The sequence below is a fragment of the Pseudomonas sp. SED1 genome (genome assembly GCF_034044025.1).
GTDB lineage: Bacteria > Pseudomonadota > Gammaproteobacteria > Pseudomonadales > Pseudomonadaceae > Aquipseudomonas.
Genome location: NZ_JAXCIS010000155.1, coordinates 1 through 19,572, shown reverse-complemented (window position 1 = coordinate 19,572; position 19,572 = coordinate 1). Strand labels below are relative to the sequence as shown.

The window sequence follows — 19,572 nt, the reverse complement described above, 5'->3', positions numbered from 1 at the left end:
CTTGCCTCTGCTTCTAACACTCAAGCCGGCCGGTAGGCCGCTGTGCTCTTGCTTTTGATTTTGATCTGACTGCCCCATTCAGCCTTTGCCGCTTTTTTTTGCAAAGTGACTCGCTGTAAGAGCGAAACCATAGGTGGCCGTTACCTAAATAACGGATATGTACCCAGCCCAGCCAGCCCTAACCCCAAATGGCAACTGAACCGTCAAGGCTTCCAAACCTGCACATCCTGCGCATCCACCGCCTTGGGCAACAACCCCGCCTTGAAGAACGCATCGGCAATCTTCTGCTGTTCACCCAGTTGATCCAGCGCCACCGGTTGCACCTCATAACTACGATGAGCATTGGCAGCCTCGACAGTTTCCACATCCAGATTGCCCCACAACGGACCCAATACTTTCGCGGCATCACCCGGGTGGCTTTTCACCCACTCGCCAGCCTGGTGCAATTGTTCGTAAACCACTTTCAACACCTCGGGATGCGCCTTGGCGTAAGGCGTACCCGTCAGGTAATAACGCTTGTAGCTGGCAAGCCCGGTACCATCCGCAAGGGTCCGGGTGGGCAGTTGGCGCTGCACGCTGGTGAGGAAGGGTTCCCAGGTGACCCATGCATCAACCTTGTTGTTTTCAAAAGCCGCGCGACCATCGGCAGGCGTCAGGTACGCCGGCTCGATATCGGAAAAGGCCAGGCCCGCCTTGTTCAGGGCGGCGATGAGCAGGTAGTGAGTGCCGGCAGCCTTGGTCACGGCGATTTTCTTGCCTTTCAAATCCGCCAGTTGCTGGATCGGCGAATCCTTACGCACCACAATCGCCTGGGCTTGGGGCGAGGGCGCTTCCTGGGCGAAGTAGGTGAGCTTGGCCTGAGCGGCCTGGGCGAAGATCGGCACGGTATCGGCTACGTCGGCGCTGATGTCGACGTTGCCGACGTTGAGCGCTTCCAGCAGTGGCAGGCCACTGGGGAACTCGTGCCAGGTGACGTCGATGCCATCGGCTTTGAGAGCTTTTTCCAGGGTGCCCTGGGTTTTCAGCAAGGTGATCAGGGTCGAGGATTTCTGGTAACCGATGCGCACGGTTTCCTGGGCCTGAGCGCTCAGGGCGGTGCAGAGGCCCAGCGTGGCCAGGCCAGTGATGAAAAGACGATGGAGCGAAAACAGGGGCATGGCGTGCTCGACTCTTAATGGATTAAGGTCAGCTTATTGTTCTAAAAATTATTCGATAAATAATTTTTCGGTCTTAGCTTAGGGCTTAATCGGGTGTGCTGTTCGCGGCCTTTCAGCGTCAGGATGAAGGAGGGCGGTATGCAGTTGTATGTTGTTCGTCACGGCGAAACTCAAGCCAATGCCGAGGGGCGTTACCAGGGCTCGCTGGACATTGATCTCAACGAACGTGGCGTGCTCCAGGCGCAGGAGTTGCGGGAAAAATTGCCGGCGCAGATCGACGCTGTCATCGTCTCGCCGCTGTGCAGGGCCCAGCAAACGGCGGCCATTGTGTTTGCGGATGATGGGCTGCAACTGCATACGCTGGATGCGTTTCGCGAGCGCGGCGTGGGGGTATTTGAGGGACTGACCCAGGCGGAGGCGGCGCAGCATTATCCCGACCTTTGGGCGCAGAATATTACCCGGCAATGGGAGCGGGCGCCCACGGACGGTGAGTCAATCTCGCAGTTCGTCGAGCGTATCCGGGGCGGATTGAATCAGTTGCTGGTGAACCATGGGCAACAGGTGGTGGTGCTGGTTGCCCATGGGGTTGTCGCCAAGGCGATTCGCGCATTGGTTCGCGATGATTTCTCAGACTTCTTCGAATGGCAGTTGCGCAATGGCGAAGTGCTGAGTCTCAACATCGACACAGAGCCCAATGTGGTGAGGGAGCTTGCGCCCGTTGGGGTGCGAAGCGCCCCCAGGTAGGCCGCGGCGGTCCTTCAGGATGAGTCGGTCAATGCTTTTGGGTTTGCTGCGCAACCCAGCGGGAGCAAGCTCCCTCGCCACAGGGTTTGTGTGAATCATGTCTACAGGGGAACGCTCAACGCCTGTGCAAAAGCCTGGGGCGTAGGGCTTTCCGGCCAGGTCGGAACGCCCTCCGCCAGCGTCACCCACGGCTGCTTGTGCCGCAGCCAAATATGCGCCACCGGCTGCACGGACGGGCTCTCATCCAGTGTCCCGACCCGCAGCACAACCAACCCCGGCGCGGCCGTCGTGGTGTTGCAGATCCGCGTATGGCACACCCCGCACAACCGATGCTCCGAACGTTGCCCGTCAACGTCATAGGCATATTCCGTCAGCGAACCTTCAACCCGCAGCGCATCCGCCGGCAACAGCGCATGCAGGGCAAACGCGCTACCGCTCCAGGTCTGGCAGTGGCGGCAATGGCAGGCATACACCGCCAGCGGCGCTTCGGTATGGAGGGTGTAGGTCACGCTGGCGCAGCGACATTGGCCGGTGAGTGTCATCAAAAACGATCCTGTGCAAAGTGAGGGCGAAAGCCCCATCGGTTATGCTCGCCAGCATGCCGCAGCCCCCGAACAAAGAACATCCGCCAAAACTGCCCAGCGGCTCACAGGAAATGTATGAACGCCCCGCAACTCCAATGGGAAACCCAGCGCGCCTTCCTCGCCGTGTTGCGCACCGGCAGCCTGTCGGGCGCAGCCCGTTTGCTGGGGATCGCCCAGGCCACCGCGCGGCGACGGATCGAGGCCCTGGAGCAGAGCGTCGGGGTCAGCCTGTTTATCCGCTCACCCGCCGGGCTATTGCCCACCGACACGGCCAAGGACCTGATCAGCCATGTTGAAGCGATGGCTGTTGCCGCCAACGCCTTTAACCGCGCAGCCTCGGCCGACACGGCGCTCGCCGGCGGCACGGTGCGGCTCACCAGTGGCAAGCTGCTGGGCGTTGAAGTGCTGCCGCCCATGTTGCGCAGCCTGCGCCGTGATCATCCGCAATTGGCCATCGAGCTGAGCGTATCCAATCGACTGCAGGCGCTTGCCCGGCAAGAGGCCGACGTCGCCGTACGCATCCGTCGCCCGGTCGAATCCACCGTGGTCGCGCGCAAGGTCGGCGACCTGCAAGTCGGGTTGTACGCTGCGCCAGAATTGCTCGCAGAGCAGGGCACGCCCGACACCGTTGCGCAATTGCACGGCTACTCGCTGATCGGGCCAGACCGCAACTTGCTGGAGATCGAATTCCTGGGTGAGCGCGGTTTCGACTGTTCGGCGCCCAGTACGGTGATTCGCACCGACGATCACCTCGCGCAGTTGGCCGCGTTGCGTGCGGGGCTGGGGATCGGCGTGTGTTCAGCCCAGGTGGCACAACGTCACGGACTGGTGCGGGTGTTGCCCGCGCAGGTGGATTTCAAGGTTGACGTGTGGATCGCCATGCACCAGGACATGCGCAAGGTCCCGCGCATCGCCGTGGTGTTCGATGGGTTGGGCGCGGCCCTGACGGATTTCCTTCACCCGCGATAACGCAACGCGTCCACCAACAGCGCAAACGCCGGCGAGGCCTGGCGGCGGCTGGGGTAGTACAGGTGAAAGCCGGAAAACGGCGCACACCATTCATCCAGCACCTGCACCAGTCGCCCGTCCGCCAGATAAGGCGCCACCAAGTCGGCAGGCACGTAACTCAAGCCCAAGCCATCGACCGCTGCCTTGAGCAATGGGTACACGCCATTGAACGTCACCTGGCCAGACACCCGCACATTCAGGCTTTCGTCGCCTTTCTTGAATTCCCACACATACAGGCCGCCATTGGTGGGCAAGCGCAAGTTGTTGCAGGCGTGATCGGTCAGGTCCCGAGGCGTGCGGGGGATCGCGCGCTGGGCGAAATAGGCCGGTGAGCCCACCACCAGCATGCGCATGTCGGGGCTGATGCGCGTGGCAATCATGCCTTGGGCCACGTCTTCCCCAAGGCGCACGCCGGCGTCGAAACCCTGGGCGGCGATGTCGACAAAACTGTAGTCGCAACACACCTCCACCGAGATATCCGGGTACTGCGCCAGGAACGGTTTCAACACCGGCCACAGGATGAATTCCAGCGCGTGGTCCATGGCGTTGATGCGAATGGTGCCGGACGGCCGGTCGCGCAAATTACTCAGGCCTTCAAGGCCCACCTGGATTTCATCGAAATGCGGCCCGACCGTATCGATCAAGTGCTGCCCGGCCTCGGTGGGCGACACGCTGCGGGTGGTGCGGGTCAGCAGGCGCAACCCCAGTCGCGCCTCCAGGGCGCGGATGGTATGGCTCAGCGCCGATTGGGAAACCCCGAGCTTGGCCGCCGCCTTGGTAAAGCTGCGCTCCCGGGCTACCGCGAGAAAGGCGAGCAGGTCGTTGGCGTTTTCCCTGAGCATTGATGAGTCACCCTCATAAGTATTTTCAGATTCTAGCGGCTAATTATCACAATTCGTAACTGTTAGATTGGATTCAGTTCCCTTACCCGGAGAATGACCATGCGCAAACGCACACTCGGTAACTGCCAACTCGAAGTCTCGGCCCTGGGGCTCGGTTGCATGGGCATGAGCTTTGGCTACGGCCCTGCGGCCGATAAGAAGCAGATGATTGCCTTGCTGCGCAACGCGGTCGAGCAAGGCGTGACCTTCTTCGATACCGCTGAAGTCTATGGCCCGTTCATCAACGAAGAACTGCTGGGCGAAGCCCTGTCGCCGCTGCGTGAGCAGGTTGTGATCGCCACCAAGTTCGGCTTCGCCCTGGACCCGTCCGGCAACGGTAAATGGTCTGGTCTCGACAGCCGCCCCGAACATATCCGCCAGGTAGCTGAAGCCTCTCTGAAGCGCCTGAAGACCGATGTTATCGACCTGTTTTATCAGCATCGGGTTGATCCGAATGTACCGATCGAAGAGGTGGCCGGTGCCGTGAAGGATTTGATTCAGGAGGGCAAGGTCAAGCATTTCGGTTTGTCTGAAGCCGGTGCCTCGACCATCCGCCGCGCCCATGCCGTTCAACCGGTGGCCGCACTGCAAAGTGAGTACTCCCTGTGGTGGCGCAAGCCTGAGGCCGAAGTGCTGCCACTGCTTGAGGAACTGAGCATTGGCCTGGTGCCCTACAGTCCGTTGGGCAAAGGTTTTCTGACCGGCAAGTTCGACAGCCAGAGCACCTTTGACAGCTCGGACTTTCGCAGCAATTTGCCGAGGTTCACGCCCGAAGCCTTGCAGGCCAACCAGGCCCTGGTGGAGTTGCTGCGTCAGGTTGCCCAGCGAAAAAATGCCACGCCCTCGCAGATAGCACTCGCCTGGCTGCTGGCCCAAAAGCCATGGATCGTACCGATTCCAGGCACCACCAAAACCTCACGCCTGACGGAAAACCTAGGGGCGGTCGAAGTGCAGCTCAGTGCGACAGAACTCACTGAGCTGGATGCTGCCGCCGCGAATATCGCCGTGCACGGCGACCGCTATCCCGAAGCCCTGGAAAGGATGACCGGCCTATGAAAACCAGCTTCGCCGCCACCGCGCTTTCATTGTCATTACTGGCACTCGATTCACAGGCACAGGAGACACCCATGCTGACCATCACGCCCAACGGTTCCCAGCCTTCAGCAAAAGGCCCGGCGGATTATTTCACCGGCACCGTACGCGTCGACTCACCTTTCAAGGGCACCGACGCGGCGCGCGTCACCGGGGCTTTCGTTACCTTTGAGCCGGGCGCACGCACCGCTTGGCACACTCACCCTTTGGGGCAGACATTGATCGTGACAGCAGGCCTGGGCCAGGTCCAGGAATGGGGCCAGCCGGTGCGGGCAATCCGCCCCGGCGACACGGTATGGATTGCGCCAGGGGTCAAGCATTGGCATGGCGCGACGGCGAACACCGCCATGACCCATATCGCGATTAGCGAAATGCTCGACGGCAAGGTGGTGGACTGGATGGAACAGGTCAGCGACTCACAGTACGCGGCGCAGTAATCCGCTTCACCGCCGCAACTGCGGCTCGCCTTCAATACAACTCACCAAAAACTCCATCACCACCTTCACCGAAGGCGAGCGGCGCATATCCGGATACACCGTCAGCCAGATATCGCGAACCGGGCCTTCGGTATTCGTTGCCAGGCGCACCAATGCCGCGTCGTGATCACCCACCAGCGTGGGCAATACCACCGCACCCACCTGGGCCCGGGCGGCCATTTGCAGGGTGATCAGGTCGCTGGCGGCGAAGGCAATCGTGCGGTTGCCGCGTACCTGATGCATCCACGCCTGTTGGGGCAGGTGGTCGCGGGTGGCGTCATAGGCAATGAACGTCCACTGTTCAGCGGGTAGTTGTTTGAGCTCGGGCGTGGCATAGAGCCCGAAGCGCACCGCGCCGACCTTTCTGCGTACCAGCGCTTCCTCATCGGGACGCACGGTGCGCAGGGCAATGTCGGCTTCGCCTTTGTCGAGGGCGGCGAGCGTTGTCGAGGACATCAACACGATATTCAGCTTGGGATACTGCGCCCTGAAGCGTGCGACATGGGGCGCGATGCAGTGGATGGCTATCGACGGCGGGCAACTGACACGCACGGTGCCGGCCACTTCGATCGAGGCCACGCGGGACAGGCGCATCACTTCGGTGGCCATGTCGCCCATGCCTGCCGCCAATTTCGCCAGTGCCCGGCCTTCCTCGGTGAGCGGCCGGCTGCGGGGCAGGCGGTCTACCAGTTTGACGCCGAGGGCTTTTTCCAGGGCATCGACGCGGCGGCCAACGGTGGCATGTTCCACCTGCAGCTCGCGGGCGGCAGCCGACAGTGACTGGGTGCGCGCCAGCACGGTGAAGAAATACAGATCCTGCCAGTCGAACATCGGGTTATTTCCGCACGGAGGGTGGGAGGTATTGGGGAATTCTCGTACAGAGTACTGCCTTTTACCATGGCGCATTCCCACCGCAAACGGAGTTGTCCCGCGATGAAAGCCCTCACCCTTGAGACCTACGGCGGCCCTGAGGTCGTTCAACTGCGCCTTGATGTGCCCAAACCCGAAGTGACCGCCGGCCATGTATTGGTCAAGGTGGCCTGCGCCGGGATCAATTTCATGGATGTGCACACCCGCCAAGGCAAGTACGCCAAGTCGGTGACCTACCCGGTACGGCTGCCGTGCACTTTGGGTATGGAAGGGGCGGGTGTGGTGGTGGCGGTGGGCGAGGGCGTGAGCCATTTCGCTCCGGGTGATCGGGTGGCTTGGTGCATTGCCTGGGGCGCGTTTGCTGAATACGCCAGCGTTCCCGCCGCGCGGGTGGCGCAAATTCCGAATGCGATCGGCTTCGATCAAGCGGCTGCGGCGATGTTCCAGGGCTGCACGGCTCACTACCTGATTGAAGATGTCGCGCGGTTGCAGGCGGGCAACCGCTGCTTGATCCACGCGGCTTCCGGCAGCATCGGCCAGTTGCTGGTGCAAATGGCCCACCGGCTCGGCGCCACGGTGTTCACCACCGGCAGCAGTGTCGAAAAGTGCGCGATTGCGCTGCAGCGTGGCGCCGATCAGGCCTGGCAATACGACGGGTTTGCCGAGCGGGTGTTGGAGGCAACGCAAGGGCAGGGCGTGGATGTGGTGTTCGATTCGGTGGGCAAGGCCACCTTGCGCGAGAGCTTCAGGGCGTGCCGCACGCGAGGGTTGATCGTCAATTACGGCAATGTCTCGGGTTCGATCACTGATCTGGACCCGATGGAGTTGGGGGAAGCCGGTTCATTGTTCCTGACGCGCCCGCGTCTGAACGACCACATGGCCGACGGCCCGACGGTGCAGAGGCGTGCCAATGCGGTGTTCGCGGCGATGCTTGAAGGTTCGCTGACAGTGGATATCGAAGGGCATTACGCGCTGGAAGACGTGCAGCAGGTGCACGCGCGGATTGAGGCACGGCAGCAGATTGGCAAGGCGGTGGTGTGGCTGGATCGTGAACTTCACTAACTGCGAGAGAGCTTGTGTGGCGAGGGAGCTTGCTCCCGCTGGGCTGCGAAGCGGCCCCAAAACCTGCCAATGGGGTCTTCCTGGAGAAACGCAGTGAGTTCATTGGGGCTGCTGCGCAGCCCAGCGGGAGCAAGCTCCCTCGCCACAATTGGTCGTGGCGCTTGTGAGGATCAGTTAATAGCAGGCGAAAAAAAGCCGGCTGATCAGGCCGGCTGGGGGTGAACCGCGAACGACAGGGGTTATGCGCGGTTTTCCATCAGGCGGTCTGCACCACCTTCAGCTACACGGTTTTCTTGAAGACGGTCTGCACCACCTTCGGCTACGCGGTTTTCTTGAAGACGGTCTGCACCACCTTCGGCTACGCGGTTTTCTTGAAGACGATCAGCACCACCTTCAGCAACGCGACGTTCCAGCAGGCGATCAGAGCCACCTTCAGCAACGCGACGTTCCAGCATACGGTCAGAACCACCCTCAGCCACGCGGCTGTCCATCAGGCGATCCGCGCCACCTTCAGCGAGGGCAGGTTGGGTAAAGGCGCTTACAGCAAGTACCGAGAAAGCGAGGCTAAGCAAGAGTTGGCGTTTCATGAGGGTGTGCTCCGGGATGTCATTGGTTGGTATGGATGTGATGTTACGCGGTGGATTTTTTTAGAGAACTTCATTGGGCTGATGGTGACTATCGACGCCAGCGATGGCCCGGTTTCCCGGGCCATCGCGCCGACTATCACGGCATTTCAGGCAATTCCTGAGGGCGCAGGTCGAACACCAGCACCTCGGCGTCCTCGCCATGGCTCAGGTGAATTTCCCGCTCATCGCGCACTCGGGCGCCGTCGCCTTCGTGCAAGCGTTGGCCGTTGACTTCAACGCTGCCCCGCGCCACATGGATGTAGGCGTAGCGCTCCGGGGCCAGTGGCAGGCTGGCGGTTTCAACGCCGTTGAACAGCCCGGCGTACACCCGCGCATCCTGGCGCACGCCGAGGGAGCCGTCGGTGCCTTCCGGCGAGATGATCAACTGCAATCGGCCGCGTTTTTGCGCCTCGGTGAAGTGCTCCTGCTGATAGCGCGGTTCGGCGCCCGCCACCTGCGGCACGATCCAGATTTGCAGGAAGTGCACGCCCTGGGTGTGGCTGTGGTTGAACTCGCTGTGGGCCACGCCGCTGCCGGCGCTCATCAGTTGCACATCGCCGGGGCGAATCACCGAACCAGTGCCCAGGGTGTCCTTGTGTTCCAGGGCACCTTCGAGCACATAGGAGAAAATCTCCATGTCGCGGTGCGGGTGTTGGCCGAAGCCCTTGCCGGCGGCAACCCGGTCATCGTTGATCACCAGCAGGTCGGAAAAACCCTGTTCCTTGGGGTTCCAGTAGTTGGCAAACGAGAAAGTGTGGAACGACTTCAACCAACCGTGATTGGCGGCGCCGCGTTCCGAGGCTTTGCGAAGGGTCAGCATGGGGTGTTCTCCTCAAGGGAAGCTTGGCTGCGAGATGCAGGGCTTCGGTGTGAGAAGAAGGTTACTGGTTAGCGAAAGGTTGATTAAGAAGTTGAAAAAGGAATGACTGTCTCGTGTGAGTTGACAGTGATCAGCGTGCCATAATGCTCCCGTTCATCTCTCTCAACGGACAATTCCTGACAATGAAAACCGTGGCCATGGCGCTGTTTCCCGACTTCCTTCTGCTCGACATGGCCGGACCACTGGAAGTGTTCTCCATTGCCAATCGTTACCTGGAGCCGTCAGCCCACTATCAGGTCCTGACCATCGGTACCGAGCCCGGGCCGCTGCGGGCCTCCAATGGCGTGGTGGTGCACCCTGATCTGCAGCTGGATCAGGCCCTTGAGGCTTATGACTTGCTGCTGGTCCCGGGCGGCCCCGGCGCCTACAACGAATGCCATCCCGCGCTGTTGCCTTGGCTCAGGACAGCTGCGCCCCGCGCCCGGCGATTCGGCTCGATCTGCACCGGCGCCTTTGTGCTGGGGTACGCGGGCTTGCTGGACGGCCAGCGCGTGACCACTCACTGGCATTACACCGAGCGGCTGATCAAGGCCTTTCCCAAGGCAATGGTCGAGACCGACCGGATCTACCTGCAAGACGGTCGGCTTATCACCTCTGGCGGTGTGACGGCGGGCATCGACCTGGCGCTGTCCATTGTGGCTCAGGACCACGGCAAGCAGGTGGCCGTCGATGTGGCCAAGGTGTTGTTGGTAGTGATGAAGCGCCAGGGCGGTCAAGCCCAGTTCAGCCCGATGACCGCAGCCGTGGCCCCTCAGGAAACCGCGATTACCCGGGTGCAGAACCATGTGCTGGATCGGCTGGACCAGGCCTTTACCATCGAGTCCATGGCGCAGTTGGCGGGCATGAGCGCTCGGCACTTTGCGCGGGTGTTCGCCAAGGAAGTGCAGATGACTCCGATGGCCTTCCTGCAAGGTGCCCGCATCGATCGTGCCCGGCACTTGCTGGAAAGTACCGACCTGCCACTCAAGACCGTAGCGTTTCACGCGGGGTTTGGCAGCGTGCGGCATATGCGGTTTCTGTTCAGTGAAAAACTCGGCTTGAACCCGACCCAATACCGCCAGCAATTCAGCTGATGTCCGTCTGGCGCACCTGAATGTCCGTGTGGATCCCTGCGCCAGCATTGTCCTGTCACCGGTAGCTGGCAAGATAGCCGTCAGTCTCATGGAAAAGGATGCGCAGGCGCCCAAGGCCGGGTGTTCCAGCGCTTTGACGAGCATGAACAGCCTTCATACGATTGAACCGGAATGCGCAGTGCGCTTCGGCCCCTTCACCTTTTACCCCCAGCAGCGCCTGGTGTGCGAAGAGGGCCGGCCGCTGCCGTTGGGCGGGCGCGCCCTGGACATTCTTGGGGTGCTGGTGGAGCAGGCCGGGCAGTTTGTCGACAAGGCATCCTTGATCGCACGGGTGTGGCCGAGCAGTGTGGTGGAGGAGAACAACCTGCGGGTGCACATCGCGGCCTTGCGCCGTGCCCTGGCCGATGGCGAGGACGGGCGGCGCTATATCATCAACCTGCCGCAACGCGGTTATTGTTTTGTCGCGACGCCGCCGACGCAGTCAGCACCTGCGCAGCCTCTACCTCAACATAATCTGCCGGCGCGCCTGGTACCGGTGTTCGGCCTGGATCCGCTGGCCCATGCCCTTGCCCGGCGTCTGCCTGGGCAAACGCTGATGACGCTCACCGGGTGCGCCGGTATCGGCAAAACCACCCTGGCCCTCTACCTGGCCGCACAAGTGCTGCCGCGCTATCGCGACGGAGTGTGGCGGGTGGAGTTGGCCGGTATCAGTCGGTTATCGGACGTGGTCCGTCAATTGTCCAGGGTGCTCGGGATTGAGGTTAAACCGGGCGGCACGCTGCATGGCTTTTGCCGACAACTGGCGTCACGGCAATTGCTGCTGGTGCTTGATGGGTGTGAACAGGCATTGGCCGCTTGCCGCAACCTGGTATTCGCCCTAAGGGGCATGGCGCCCCAGGTAACGCTGCTGCTGAGTAGCCGCGAAGCCCTGAATATTCCCGGCGAATGGGCCCAGCGCGTACCCGCGTTGGCATTGCCGCCGTTGTCGGCATTGGCGGACGTCGAGCAGACGCTGGCTTCGCCTGCGGTGCAGCTATTTGTCAGCCGGGCCCAGGCCAGTCAGCAAGGCTTTGAGTTACGCAGGCAAGACCTGGCGCCTCTGCGGGATATCTGCCGGCGCCTCGACGGTATTCCGTTGGCTCTGGAGTTGGCGGCAGCCCAGGTCGATGCCCTTGGGGTCAAGAGCCTGCAAGCGCAGTTGGTAAACGGCTTGCAGGTGCTGACTCGCGGGCGGCGAACGGCTGTAGAACGCCATCAATCCATGAGCGCCGCGCTGGACTGGACCTATGATCGCTTGAGCCTGCCGGAGCGCTGGCTGTTCCTCCAACTGGGCCTGTTCAAGATGGCGGTGACCGTGCCGACGCTGGGCGCGCTGGTTGCCGGCACTGAGCTGGAACACGCCGACCTGTCTTATCTGCTGGCACGCTTGGTGGCGACTTCGCTGCTGACCGTCGAACCCGGTCCCGGTCTTCGGCGTTATCGTTTGCTCAATAGCGTGCGTGCCTACGCGTTGGCCCGCCTGGGTGACCCGGCCCAGGTGATGCTGTTGCAACAAGGCTACGAGCTCGAGCCGTTCTCAGGCCGGCAGCGGGTGGTGCAGTTCGTCGAGCAAGCGGCGCACGCTCACTAGGTCCGGCGTGGAAAATCCTTCAGTGAAGCGCCCATACACCGCTTGTAAAAGCTCGCGTGCGGCAGCCTGTCGGCCCTCGCGCTGCCATAGCCGGGCAAGGGACAGGGCGCAACGCAGTTCCCAGGCCAAGGCTCCTTGCTGACGAGCCAGCCCCAGCGCTTCCAGCAACAGCCTTTCAGCCGCTTGCGCCGCGAGCGGGTCAGACCGGTGCAGCAGGGATTCGGCCCGCGCCCGCAGGATTTCTGCGGTGCACCAACCCGCATTGCCCTGCCTGGCGCGTTCGAAGCAGGCCTCATCCACATCCCTTGTGCGCAAGGTCGCAACGATGTCCTTGATCAGGCCAAGGCCGTCGACATCGTCCTCGGGCACCCCTGCGTCCAATGCCAGGGCGTAATGCCTGGCCCAGGTGTCGAACAGCAACACCGAGTGCTTCTGTGCCTGCTGCGACAACAGCTCCAGCATTGACCTTGCCGTGGCGTCGTCGCCGTTGTAGTGGGCGATGACGACGCCCGAGAGGGCAAGTGTGTAGCAGATCGAGGTGCCGTGATTGATTTGCAGCGCCAGCTCCAGCGCCTGTCGGGCGGTGCGCCAGGCGCGCTCCGGAAAACCCTGTAGCCAGAGGATGCGCGCCAGCACCGTCAGCGACGCCACGCTCTGGTCGTATTGCACGCCAAATCCGTGGGTAAACCGATTGAGGTGGCCGCTGTGGGCCATGCGCTGCATCACCTGTTCGGCGTTGTGCCGCGCCAGGGCCTGGTTACCGGCGAAATGTTGCGCCAGCACCCGCAGGCGCTGTGCGCTCAAGTCCAGCAGCGGTTGGGCGTTGGGGTCCAGGCGGTCGAAATGCAGGCTTTGGCGCAGGGCCTGGCGGTAGTTGCCGTTGCACAGGTTCACGGCCATATGGCCGGACACCGCCCTGAGCTGCCCGGCGACATCGTGGCTGGCTTCGGCCAGTTGCCGTGCATGCTCAAAGGCATTGATGGTCTGCGGGGTTGCGCCCTGGGTGTGATAGGAAAAGCTGCCCAGGGCCAACTGCAGTTGCAGGTGCAAGTGTGGGCAGGGTGCTGCCGATTGCTGAAGCAACGCCAGGGCCTTGCCCACATACAAACCGTGTTCGGTGAGCAGCGACAGCTCCTGCCACAGCGGCATTGCACTGACCGTCAGGCGGATCGCCAGCAACGGCGCGCCATCCTCGCGCAACCCCCAGTCGAGGGCCGCACGCACGTCTTCGCGACAGGCTGCATAACGGTCGAGCCATTGCTGGGTGGGCACTCGTTCCCAGTCGGCTTGCGCTTGATTCATCAGCGTCAGGCAGCGGGCGGCGTGTCGCTCACGGCTGGCCTCCAGTTCGCAGGCGCTACTGAGTTTCTCCAGGGCATAGGTCCGGGTGATGTCCAGCAGCCGATAGGCCACCTCTTCGTCGCCTACCTCAACGTTGAGCAGGGACTTGGCCACCAACTGCGTGATCGAGCCCAGCACCTCCATCGGCGCAATGTGCTCACCGGCGATTACCGCCGCCGCCGATGCCAGGGTGAAACTACCCCGGAACACCGCAAGGCGCCGCAGGCATACCTGCTCGCAAGCGGTCAGCAGATCGAAGCTCCACTCCAGGGTGGCGCGCAGCGTTTGGTGCCGGGGCAGGGCGCTGCGTCGACCACGGTTCAACAGGCGAAAGTTGTCCTCCATCTGCACCAGCAAGCCCTTCAGGCCAAAGCGTTCGATTTGCGCCGCCACCAGCTCGATCGCCAAGGGAATACCGTCCAGGCGTCGGCAAATATCGATGGCCAGGGGCAGCTCGGCGTCACTCAGTTCAAAGCCGTCCCAGCGCGACAGCGCCCGTTCCACCAGCAATTGCAGCGCGGGGTACGCCATGGCTTCGGCGCGGCCGCCAGTGGCCGGCGGGCACGCCAAAGGCTCCAGGCGCTGCACGAACTCGCCCTCGGCGCGCAGCGCTTCGCGGCTGGTGGTCAGAATGTGTAACTGAGGGGCATGGCGCAGCAGGGTTTCGCTGATCAGCGCAATATCGTCGAGCAGGTGCTCGCAGTTGTCGATCACCAGCAGCATCTGGCGCTCGCGCAACAGGCCGGCGAGACCGGCCAAGGGTTCGTGACTCGGTGGCGTAAGCTCCAGCAGGGCGGCGAGGTTGGGCACGATCATCGAGGGCTGGCTCAACGGTGCCAGGTCCAGCAGACGGATGCCGTCGCGGTAACGCCCGATCAGCAGTTCAGCCACTCGCAGGGCGACGGTGGTCTTGCCGATACCTCCTGCACCCGTGAGGGTGATGAAGCGGTGGTTAGGCAACTGTTGCACCAGGCTTTCGATCAGGGCCTGGCGCCCCAGCACCCGCGTACGGCGCAGCGGCAGGTTATGCCCTGGATAGGGCGAAGTGGCGTCGCCCTCCAACGTTGTGGGGGCGACACTCAGGGGGGCAACAAAACTGTAGCCACGCTGGGCCACGGTGACGATATAGCGCTGCCCGGCCTGGCCGTCGCCGAGGGCCTTGCGCAGGGCGGCCATGTGCACCCGCAGGTTGCCGTCCTCAACCACCGTCTTGGGCCAGACCCGGGCGATCAGCTCCTGTTTGCTCACCACCTGACCGGCGTGCTCCAGCAAAATCAGGAGGATATCCACCGCCCGCCGGCCCAGGCGCAACGGCTGGCCACCCTCCAGCACCACGCGCTGGCGCGGGTGAATCCGGTAGGGGCCGAAATGCATGGCCTGGTCGTTGGGGTTGCTCATGCGCGGGCTCTGGGATGGGGTCTGTGGTGCATATTCCAGAGGTTTGCGCCCGGGTGCAATCACCACTAGGCGGCGATCACGCGAAGTTGGTGGTTACGCCAGGTCATCGGGTTCACGCCTTCACTGCGGCTGAAAATATGGCAGAAGTGTGCCTGGTCGCAGAAACCGCATTCCTGGCTGATTTGAGTCAGGCTCAAGGCGGAACTGACGATCAGTTCCTTGGCCCGCTGGATGCGTTGTTGGCGGATCCATTCCTGGGGAGACAGGCCCGTACTGCACTTAAAGGCGCGAGAGAAATGGCTACGGGACAGCGCACATGCCCGCGCCAGTTCCGTGACTTCCAGGCTTTCTCCCAGGTTCGCCAGGATCAACTGCTTGACCATGCGTTCGCGGCGGGCACACAGCCCGCCGGTGGCGGATGGGCGTGAGTGCGGGGCAGGTGCGATGTGCTCGAGTCGGGCCATGACAGATTCCGTGGTCGATGGGAGCGTTCCCGGTGAATGAAAATCCAGTGTAGACCGCCGTATTTTTCGCTCCGGCCTGTCTGGCTGGCGAGTTAATCGTTGTTAATTTCGCCAGGTGTCCGGGGAAAAAAGACAGCACAGGCATGCAATTGCGCACGCCTTGAACGTGTTTAGCTGGCGGCCTGTTCACCCTCCGGTAAACCCTATGAATCGCAACGACCTGCGCCGCGTCGACATGAACCTGTTGGTGATTTTCGAGGCCCTGATGTTCGAAAAGAACCTGACCCGGGTTGCCGAAAAACTCTTCATGGGGCAGCCGGCCGTGAGTGCGGCCCTGGGCCGGTTGCGCGACCTGTTCGATGACCCGCTGCTGCTGCGCAATGGTCGCGGCATGGAGCCCACGCCACGGGCAGTGGCGATCCTCAAGGAGTTGCAACCGGCGATGGACATCATTTCCGGCGCGGTCAGCCGCGCCAAGGACTTCGACCCTTCCACCAGCTGCGCGGTGTTTCGCATCGGGCTGTCGGACGACGCCGAGTTCGGGCTGTTTCCACCGTTGCTCAGCCAGCTGCGCGAAGAGGCGCCGGGGATCATCGTGGTGGTGCGGCGCGCGAACTACTTGCTGATGTCGGCATTGTTGGCCAGTGGCGAGATCTCCGTGGGGGTGAGCTACACCACCGAGCTGCCGGCCAATGCCAAGCGCAAGAAGCTGCGGGACATTCCATGCAAGGTCCTGCGGGGGGACGACCGGCCTGAACCGTTGACCCTGGATGACTACTGTTCGCGGCCCCACGCCATGGTTTCGTTTTCCGGTGATTTGAGCGGCAATATCGACCTGGATCTGGCGCGCATCGGTCGAGCCCGGCGAGTGGTGTTGGCGGTGCCGCAATTCAGCGGGTTGCGGGACCTGTTGGCCGGCAGCGAGATGATTGCGACGGTGCCCGATTATGCCGCCTGCGCGTTGACCCAAGGCAGCGGCTTACGGGCCGAGGACCCGCCGTTCAGCATCGATGCCGCAGAGCTGTCGATGGTGTGGAGTGGCGTGCACGACAACGACCCGGCGGAGCGCTGGTTGCGATCGCGGATTGGCGAACACATGTCGCGGGCGCTCTAACAGAGCACGTACATCCAATTTTTCCGCTACGTGACACCCCACACTGCGGCCATCGCTCACGTATTAAGGGGAGGGGCACGATGGACTCAGCATCGCAACAAGGCGGGCCGGACGAGGTTGTCACCTTGGTGGTCAAACACCGCATCAAGCCCGGCCACGAAGCCGACTATGAAGCTTGGCTGCGGCGCATCGTGCGTATCGCCGGCGAACGTCCGGGCCACCTCGGCGTCGACGTGGTGCGCACCCGGCAGGGCGGCTTGGCGCTGTTCACCTGCGTGCTGCGTTACCGCTCCACCGATGACCTGGAGCGCTGGCTCGATTCGCCGCAGCGCCTGGAGCTGATCAACGAAGCAGCACCGATGCTGGCCGACGGCGACCAGACTGAAGTCGGCGCGGTCAACGAGTTCTGGTTTTCGCCCCTGGCCGATGCCGCTGCCAAGCCGCCGCGCTGGAAGCAGGCGGTGGTCACGCTGCTGGTGATCCTGCCGCTGACCTTGCTGGTGCCGATCATCTGGGGCCCGGTACTGAGGCTGCATCCGTTCTTGTCCAACTACATCGTCGCCACCTTCCTGGTCACCGTGACTATCGTTGTCCTGGTGGTTTACCTGCTGATGCCGGCGGCTACCCGCCTGTTCGCTCCCTGGCTTGAAGCCTCTGTAAAGGAAACCCTATGAACGCCGATCTGATTCTGTTCAATGGCCAGTTCCACACCGTGGACCGTGAAAACCCCCGCGCCACGGCAGTCGCCATTCACCAGGGCCGCTTCGTCGCGGTGGGCACCGACGGCGAAGCCATGGCCCTGCGCGGCAGTGGCACCCAGGTCATCGACCTCAAGGGCCGCACCGTCATCCCTGGCCTTAACGACTCGCACCTGCACCTGATCCGTGGCGGCCTGAACTACAACCTCGAACTGCGCTGGGAAGGCGTGCCGTCCCTGGCCGATGCCCTGCGCATGCTCAAGGACCAGGCCGACCGCACGCCCACGCCGCAGTGGGTGAGGGTGGTGGGCGGCTGGAACGAATTCCAGTTCGCCGAAAAACGCATGCCCACCCTCGACGAACTCAACCAGGCCGCACCCGACACGCCGGTGTTCGTGTTGCACCTGTATGACCGTGCCTTGCTCAACCGCGCCGCTCTACGCGTGGCCGGCTACACCAAGGACACGCCGAACCCGCCCGGCGGCGAGATCGTACGCGACCACAACGGCAACCCCACCGGCATGCTGGTGGCCAAGCCCAACGCGATGATTCTCTACTCGACCCTGGCCAAGGGCCCGAAACTGCCCCTGGAATACCAGGTCAATTCCACCCGCCAGTTCATGCGTGAACTCAACCGCCTGGGCCTGACCAGCGCCATCGACGCCGGCGGCGGCTTCCAGAACTACCCCGACGACTATGCGGTGATCGAGCAGTTGGCCAAGGACCAGCAACTGACCGTGCGTATCGCCTACAACCTGTTCACCCAGAAGCCCAAGGAAGAACTCAGCGACTTCAAGAACTGGACCGGCAGCGTGACCCTGCACCAGGGCGACGACTACCTGCGCCACAACGGCGCTGGCGAGATGCTGGTGTTCTCGGCGGCGGATTTCGAAGACTTCCTCGAGCCACGCCCGGACCTGCCGCTGACCATGGAGCAGGAACTGGAACCGGTGGTGCGCCACCTCGTAGAACAGCGCTGGCCGTTCCGTCTGCACGCCACCTATAACGAATCGATCTCGCGGATGCTCGACGTGTTCGAGAAGGTCAACCGCGACATCCCGTTCAACGGCCTGCCGTGGTTCTTCGACCACGCCGAAACCATCACCCCGCAGAACATCGAACGGGTGCGGGCGCTGGGCGGCGGTATCGCGATCCAGGACCGCATGGCGTTCCAGGGTGAGTACTTTGTGGAGCGCTACGGCGCCAAGGCCGCCGAGGCCACGCCGCCGATCAAGCGCATGCTCGCCGAGGGCGTGCCGGTGGGTGCCGGTACCGACGCCACCCGAGTGTCGAGCTACAACCCCTGGACCTCGCTGTACTGGATGGTCAGCGGTCGCACCGTGGGCGGGCTGGAGCTACACGCCGAAGGTTTGCCCCGGCTGACCGCCCTGGAACTGTTCACCCATGGCAGTGCCTGGTTCTCCTCCGAACAGGGCAAGAAGGGCCAGATCAAGGTCGGCCAATTGGCGGACGTGGCGGCCCTGTCGGCGGACTTCTTCAGCGTCGACGAGGAAGCCATCAAGTGGATCGAATCGGTGCTCACCGTGGTCGGCGGCAAAGTCGTCTACGGCGCCGGCGACTTTGAAGATTTCGCGCCTCCCAGCGTGCCCGTGCTGCCGGACTGGTCGCCGGTGGCCAAAGTGCCGGGCCACTGGCGCCCGACTGCGCCGCTCCAGGCCCAGGTTCACCAGTGCAGCGGCCCGTGTGGCGTGCATTCCCATAGCCATGAACGGGCGCGTCTGTCGAACGTACCGGTCAGCGACTTCCAGGGTTTCTGGGGCGCATTTGGCTGCTCATGTTTTGCCTTTTGAATACAACCCCAAGGAGTTCACCCATGACTTACAAACGCCTGAACAAAGATGATGCCGTAGTACTGCTGGTGGATCACCAGACCGGCCTGATCTCGCTGGTACAGGACTTCTCGCCCAACGAATTCAAGAACAACGTACTGGCCCTGGCGGACCTGGCGAAGTTCTTCAAACTGCCGACCATCCTCACCACCAGCTTCGAAAGCGGCCCCAACGGCCCGATGGTCCCGGAGCTCAAGGAACTGTTCCCGGACGCGCCGTACATCCCGCGTCCTGGCCAGATCAATGCATGGGACAACGAAGATTTCGTCAAGGCGGTAAAAGCCACCGGGCGCAAGCAACTGATCATTGCCGGTGTGGTGACGGATGTCTGCGTGACCTTCCCGACGCTGTCGGCGCTGGCTGAAGGCTTTGAAGTGTTCGTGGTTACCGATGCGTCGGGCACCTTCAACGAAACCGTGCAACAGGCCGCCTGGGCACGCATGACAGCAGCCGGTGCGCAGTTGGTGAACTGGTTCTCGGTGGCGTGTGAGCTGCAGGTCGACTGGCGCAACGATATGGAAGGCCTGGCCAACTTGCTGTCGCCGCGCATTCCCAACTATCGCAACCTGATGAACAGCTACTCGGCGCTGACGGCCAAGTAACCTCAGGGCCGAAGCAACCACC

The 19,572-nt window shown here is 62.5% G+C and carries 19 protein-coding genes; 11 read left to right on the top strand and 8 right to left on the bottom strand.

What is annotated here, in order from left to right; translation table 11 throughout:
• Positions 1–203: 203 nt before the first annotated feature.
• Positions 204–1,157: an aliphatic sulfonate ABC transporter substrate-binding protein gene (locus SNL23_RS20040; RefSeq protein ID WP_076016990.1), complete on the bottom strand. Its 954-nt coding sequence runs from the start codon at positions 1,155–1,157 to the stop codon at positions 204–206.
• A 138-nt stretch (positions 1,158–1,295) separates the two neighbouring features.
• Between SNL23_RS20040 and SNL23_RS20035 the strand changes: the two genes are divergently transcribed.
• Entirely contained in the window at positions 1,296–1,901 is a 606-nt protein-coding gene (locus SNL23_RS20035) for a histidine phosphatase family protein (RefSeq protein ID WP_167663223.1), read from the top strand.
• A gap of 101 nt (positions 1,902–2,002) precedes the next feature.
• On the opposite strand, the gene SNL23_RS20030 is transcribed toward SNL23_RS20035, so the two are convergent.
• On the bottom strand, positions 2,003–2,443 hold the full coding sequence (locus tag SNL23_RS20030; RefSeq protein ID WP_318303234.1) for a GFA family protein: 441 nt from the start codon (positions 2,441–2,443) through the stop codon (positions 2,003–2,005).
• A 117-nt stretch (positions 2,444–2,560) separates the two neighbouring features.
• On the opposite strand from SNL23_RS20030, the gene SNL23_RS20025 reads away from it, so the two are divergent.
• Positions 2,561–3,454, top strand: a complete 894-nt coding sequence (locus tag SNL23_RS20025) for a LysR family transcriptional regulator (RefSeq protein ID WP_318303233.1) — start codon at positions 2,561–2,563, stop codon at positions 3,452–3,454.
• Here SNL23_RS20025 and SNL23_RS20020 read toward each other — a convergent pair.
• The gene (locus tag SNL23_RS20020; protein ID WP_318303231.1) at positions 3,442–4,335 is read right to left on the bottom strand and encodes a LysR family transcriptional regulator; all 894 of its coding nucleotides are present in this window, start codon (positions 4,333–4,335) and stop codon (positions 3,442–3,444) included. The genes SNL23_RS20025 and SNL23_RS20020 overlap by 13 nt on opposite strands.
• Before the next feature lie 99 nt (positions 4,336–4,434).
• On the opposite strand from SNL23_RS20020, the gene SNL23_RS20015 reads away from it, so the two are divergent.
• Both SNL23_RS20015 and SNL23_RS20010 read left to right on the top strand, forming a co-directional pair.
• On the top strand, positions 4,435–5,430 hold the full coding sequence (locus SNL23_RS20015) for an aldo/keto reductase (protein ID WP_318303230.1): 996 nt from the start codon (positions 4,435–4,437) through the stop codon (positions 5,428–5,430).
• A 71-nt stretch (positions 5,431–5,501) separates the two neighbouring features.
• Positions 5,502–5,903, top strand: a complete 402-nt coding sequence (locus SNL23_RS20010; protein ID WP_076017145.1) for a (R)-mandelonitrile lyase — start codon at positions 5,502–5,504, stop codon at positions 5,901–5,903.
• Positions 5,904–5,909: 6 nt separating this feature from the next.
• Here the strand turns inward: SNL23_RS20010 and SNL23_RS20005 are convergent, their stop codons facing one another.
• The gene (locus SNL23_RS20005) at positions 5,910–6,773 is read right to left on the bottom strand and encodes a LysR family transcriptional regulator (protein WP_318303228.1); all 864 of its coding nucleotides are present in this window, start codon (positions 6,771–6,773) and stop codon (positions 5,910–5,912) included.
• Positions 6,774–6,875: 102 nt separating this feature from the next.
• Between SNL23_RS20005 and SNL23_RS20000 the strand changes: the two genes are divergently transcribed.
• Positions 6,876–7,874, top strand: coding sequence for a quinone oxidoreductase family protein (locus SNL23_RS20000; protein ID WP_318303227.1), 999 nt, complete (start codon positions 6,876–6,878; stop codon positions 7,872–7,874).
• A gap of 239 nt (positions 7,875–8,113) precedes the next feature.
• Here the strand turns inward: SNL23_RS20000 and SNL23_RS19995 are convergent, their stop codons facing one another.
• On the bottom strand, positions 8,114–8,461 hold the full coding sequence (locus SNL23_RS19995) for a hypothetical protein (protein WP_087694860.1): 348 nt from the start codon (positions 8,459–8,461) through the stop codon (positions 8,114–8,116).
• A gap of 136 nt (positions 8,462–8,597) precedes the next feature.
• Positions 8,598–9,320: a pirin family protein gene (locus tag SNL23_RS19990; protein WP_318303225.1), complete on the bottom strand. Its 723-nt coding sequence runs from the start codon at positions 9,318–9,320 to the stop codon at positions 8,598–8,600.
• A 182-nt stretch (positions 9,321–9,502) separates the two neighbouring features.
• Between SNL23_RS19990 and SNL23_RS19985 the strand changes: the two genes are divergently transcribed.
• Positions 9,503–10,453: a GlxA family transcriptional regulator gene (locus SNL23_RS19985; RefSeq protein WP_318303224.1), complete on the top strand. Its 951-nt coding sequence runs from the start codon at positions 9,503–9,505 to the stop codon at positions 10,451–10,453.
• Between the two features lie 88 nt (positions 10,454–10,541).
• Positions 10,542–12,083 carry an ATP-binding protein gene (locus tag SNL23_RS19980; protein ID WP_318303223.1) on the top strand — a complete coding sequence of 514 codons (1,542 nt, stop codon included), beginning with the start codon at positions 10,542–10,544 and terminating at the stop codon, positions 12,081–12,083.
• Here SNL23_RS19980 and SNL23_RS19975 read toward each other — a convergent pair.
• Positions 12,030–14,822, bottom strand: a complete 2,793-nt coding sequence (locus SNL23_RS19975) for an ATP-binding protein (protein ID WP_318303222.1) — start codon at positions 14,820–14,822, stop codon at positions 12,030–12,032. The genes SNL23_RS19980 and SNL23_RS19975 overlap by 54 nt on opposite strands.
• A 65-nt stretch (positions 14,823–14,887) precedes the next feature.
• Positions 14,888–15,286, bottom strand: a complete 399-nt coding sequence (locus SNL23_RS19970) for a helix-turn-helix domain-containing protein (protein WP_167663211.1) — start codon at positions 15,284–15,286, stop codon at positions 14,888–14,890.
• A 205-nt stretch (positions 15,287–15,491) separates the two neighbouring features.
• Between SNL23_RS19970 and SNL23_RS19965 the strand changes: the two genes are divergently transcribed.
• The 4 genes from SNL23_RS19965 (at position 15,492) to ycaC (ending at position 19,550) form a co-directional block, all read left to right on the top strand.
• Complete coding sequence (locus tag SNL23_RS19965; RefSeq protein ID WP_076017005.1) at positions 15,492–16,400, top strand: LysR family transcriptional regulator; 909 nt, start codon at positions 15,492–15,494, stop codon at positions 16,398–16,400.
• 80 nt (positions 16,401–16,480) lie between these two features.
• Positions 16,481–17,074, top strand: a complete 594-nt coding sequence (locus tag SNL23_RS19960) for an antibiotic biosynthesis monooxygenase (protein WP_318303220.1) — start codon at positions 16,481–16,483, stop codon at positions 17,072–17,074.
• The gene (locus SNL23_RS19955; protein WP_318303219.1) at positions 17,071–18,909 is read left to right on the top strand and encodes an amidohydrolase; all 1,839 of its coding nucleotides are present in this window, start codon (positions 17,071–17,073) and stop codon (positions 18,907–18,909) included. The genes SNL23_RS19960 and SNL23_RS19955 overlap by 4 nt, the downstream gene beginning before the upstream one ends.
• A gap of 23 nt (positions 18,910–18,932) precedes the next feature.
• A complete protein-coding gene (gene ycaC, locus SNL23_RS19950; protein ID WP_003207315.1) occupies positions 18,933–19,550 on the top strand; it encodes an isochorismate family cysteine hydrolase YcaC in 618 nt (205 codons plus the stop codon).
• Positions 19,551–19,572: the final 22 nt, after the last annotated feature.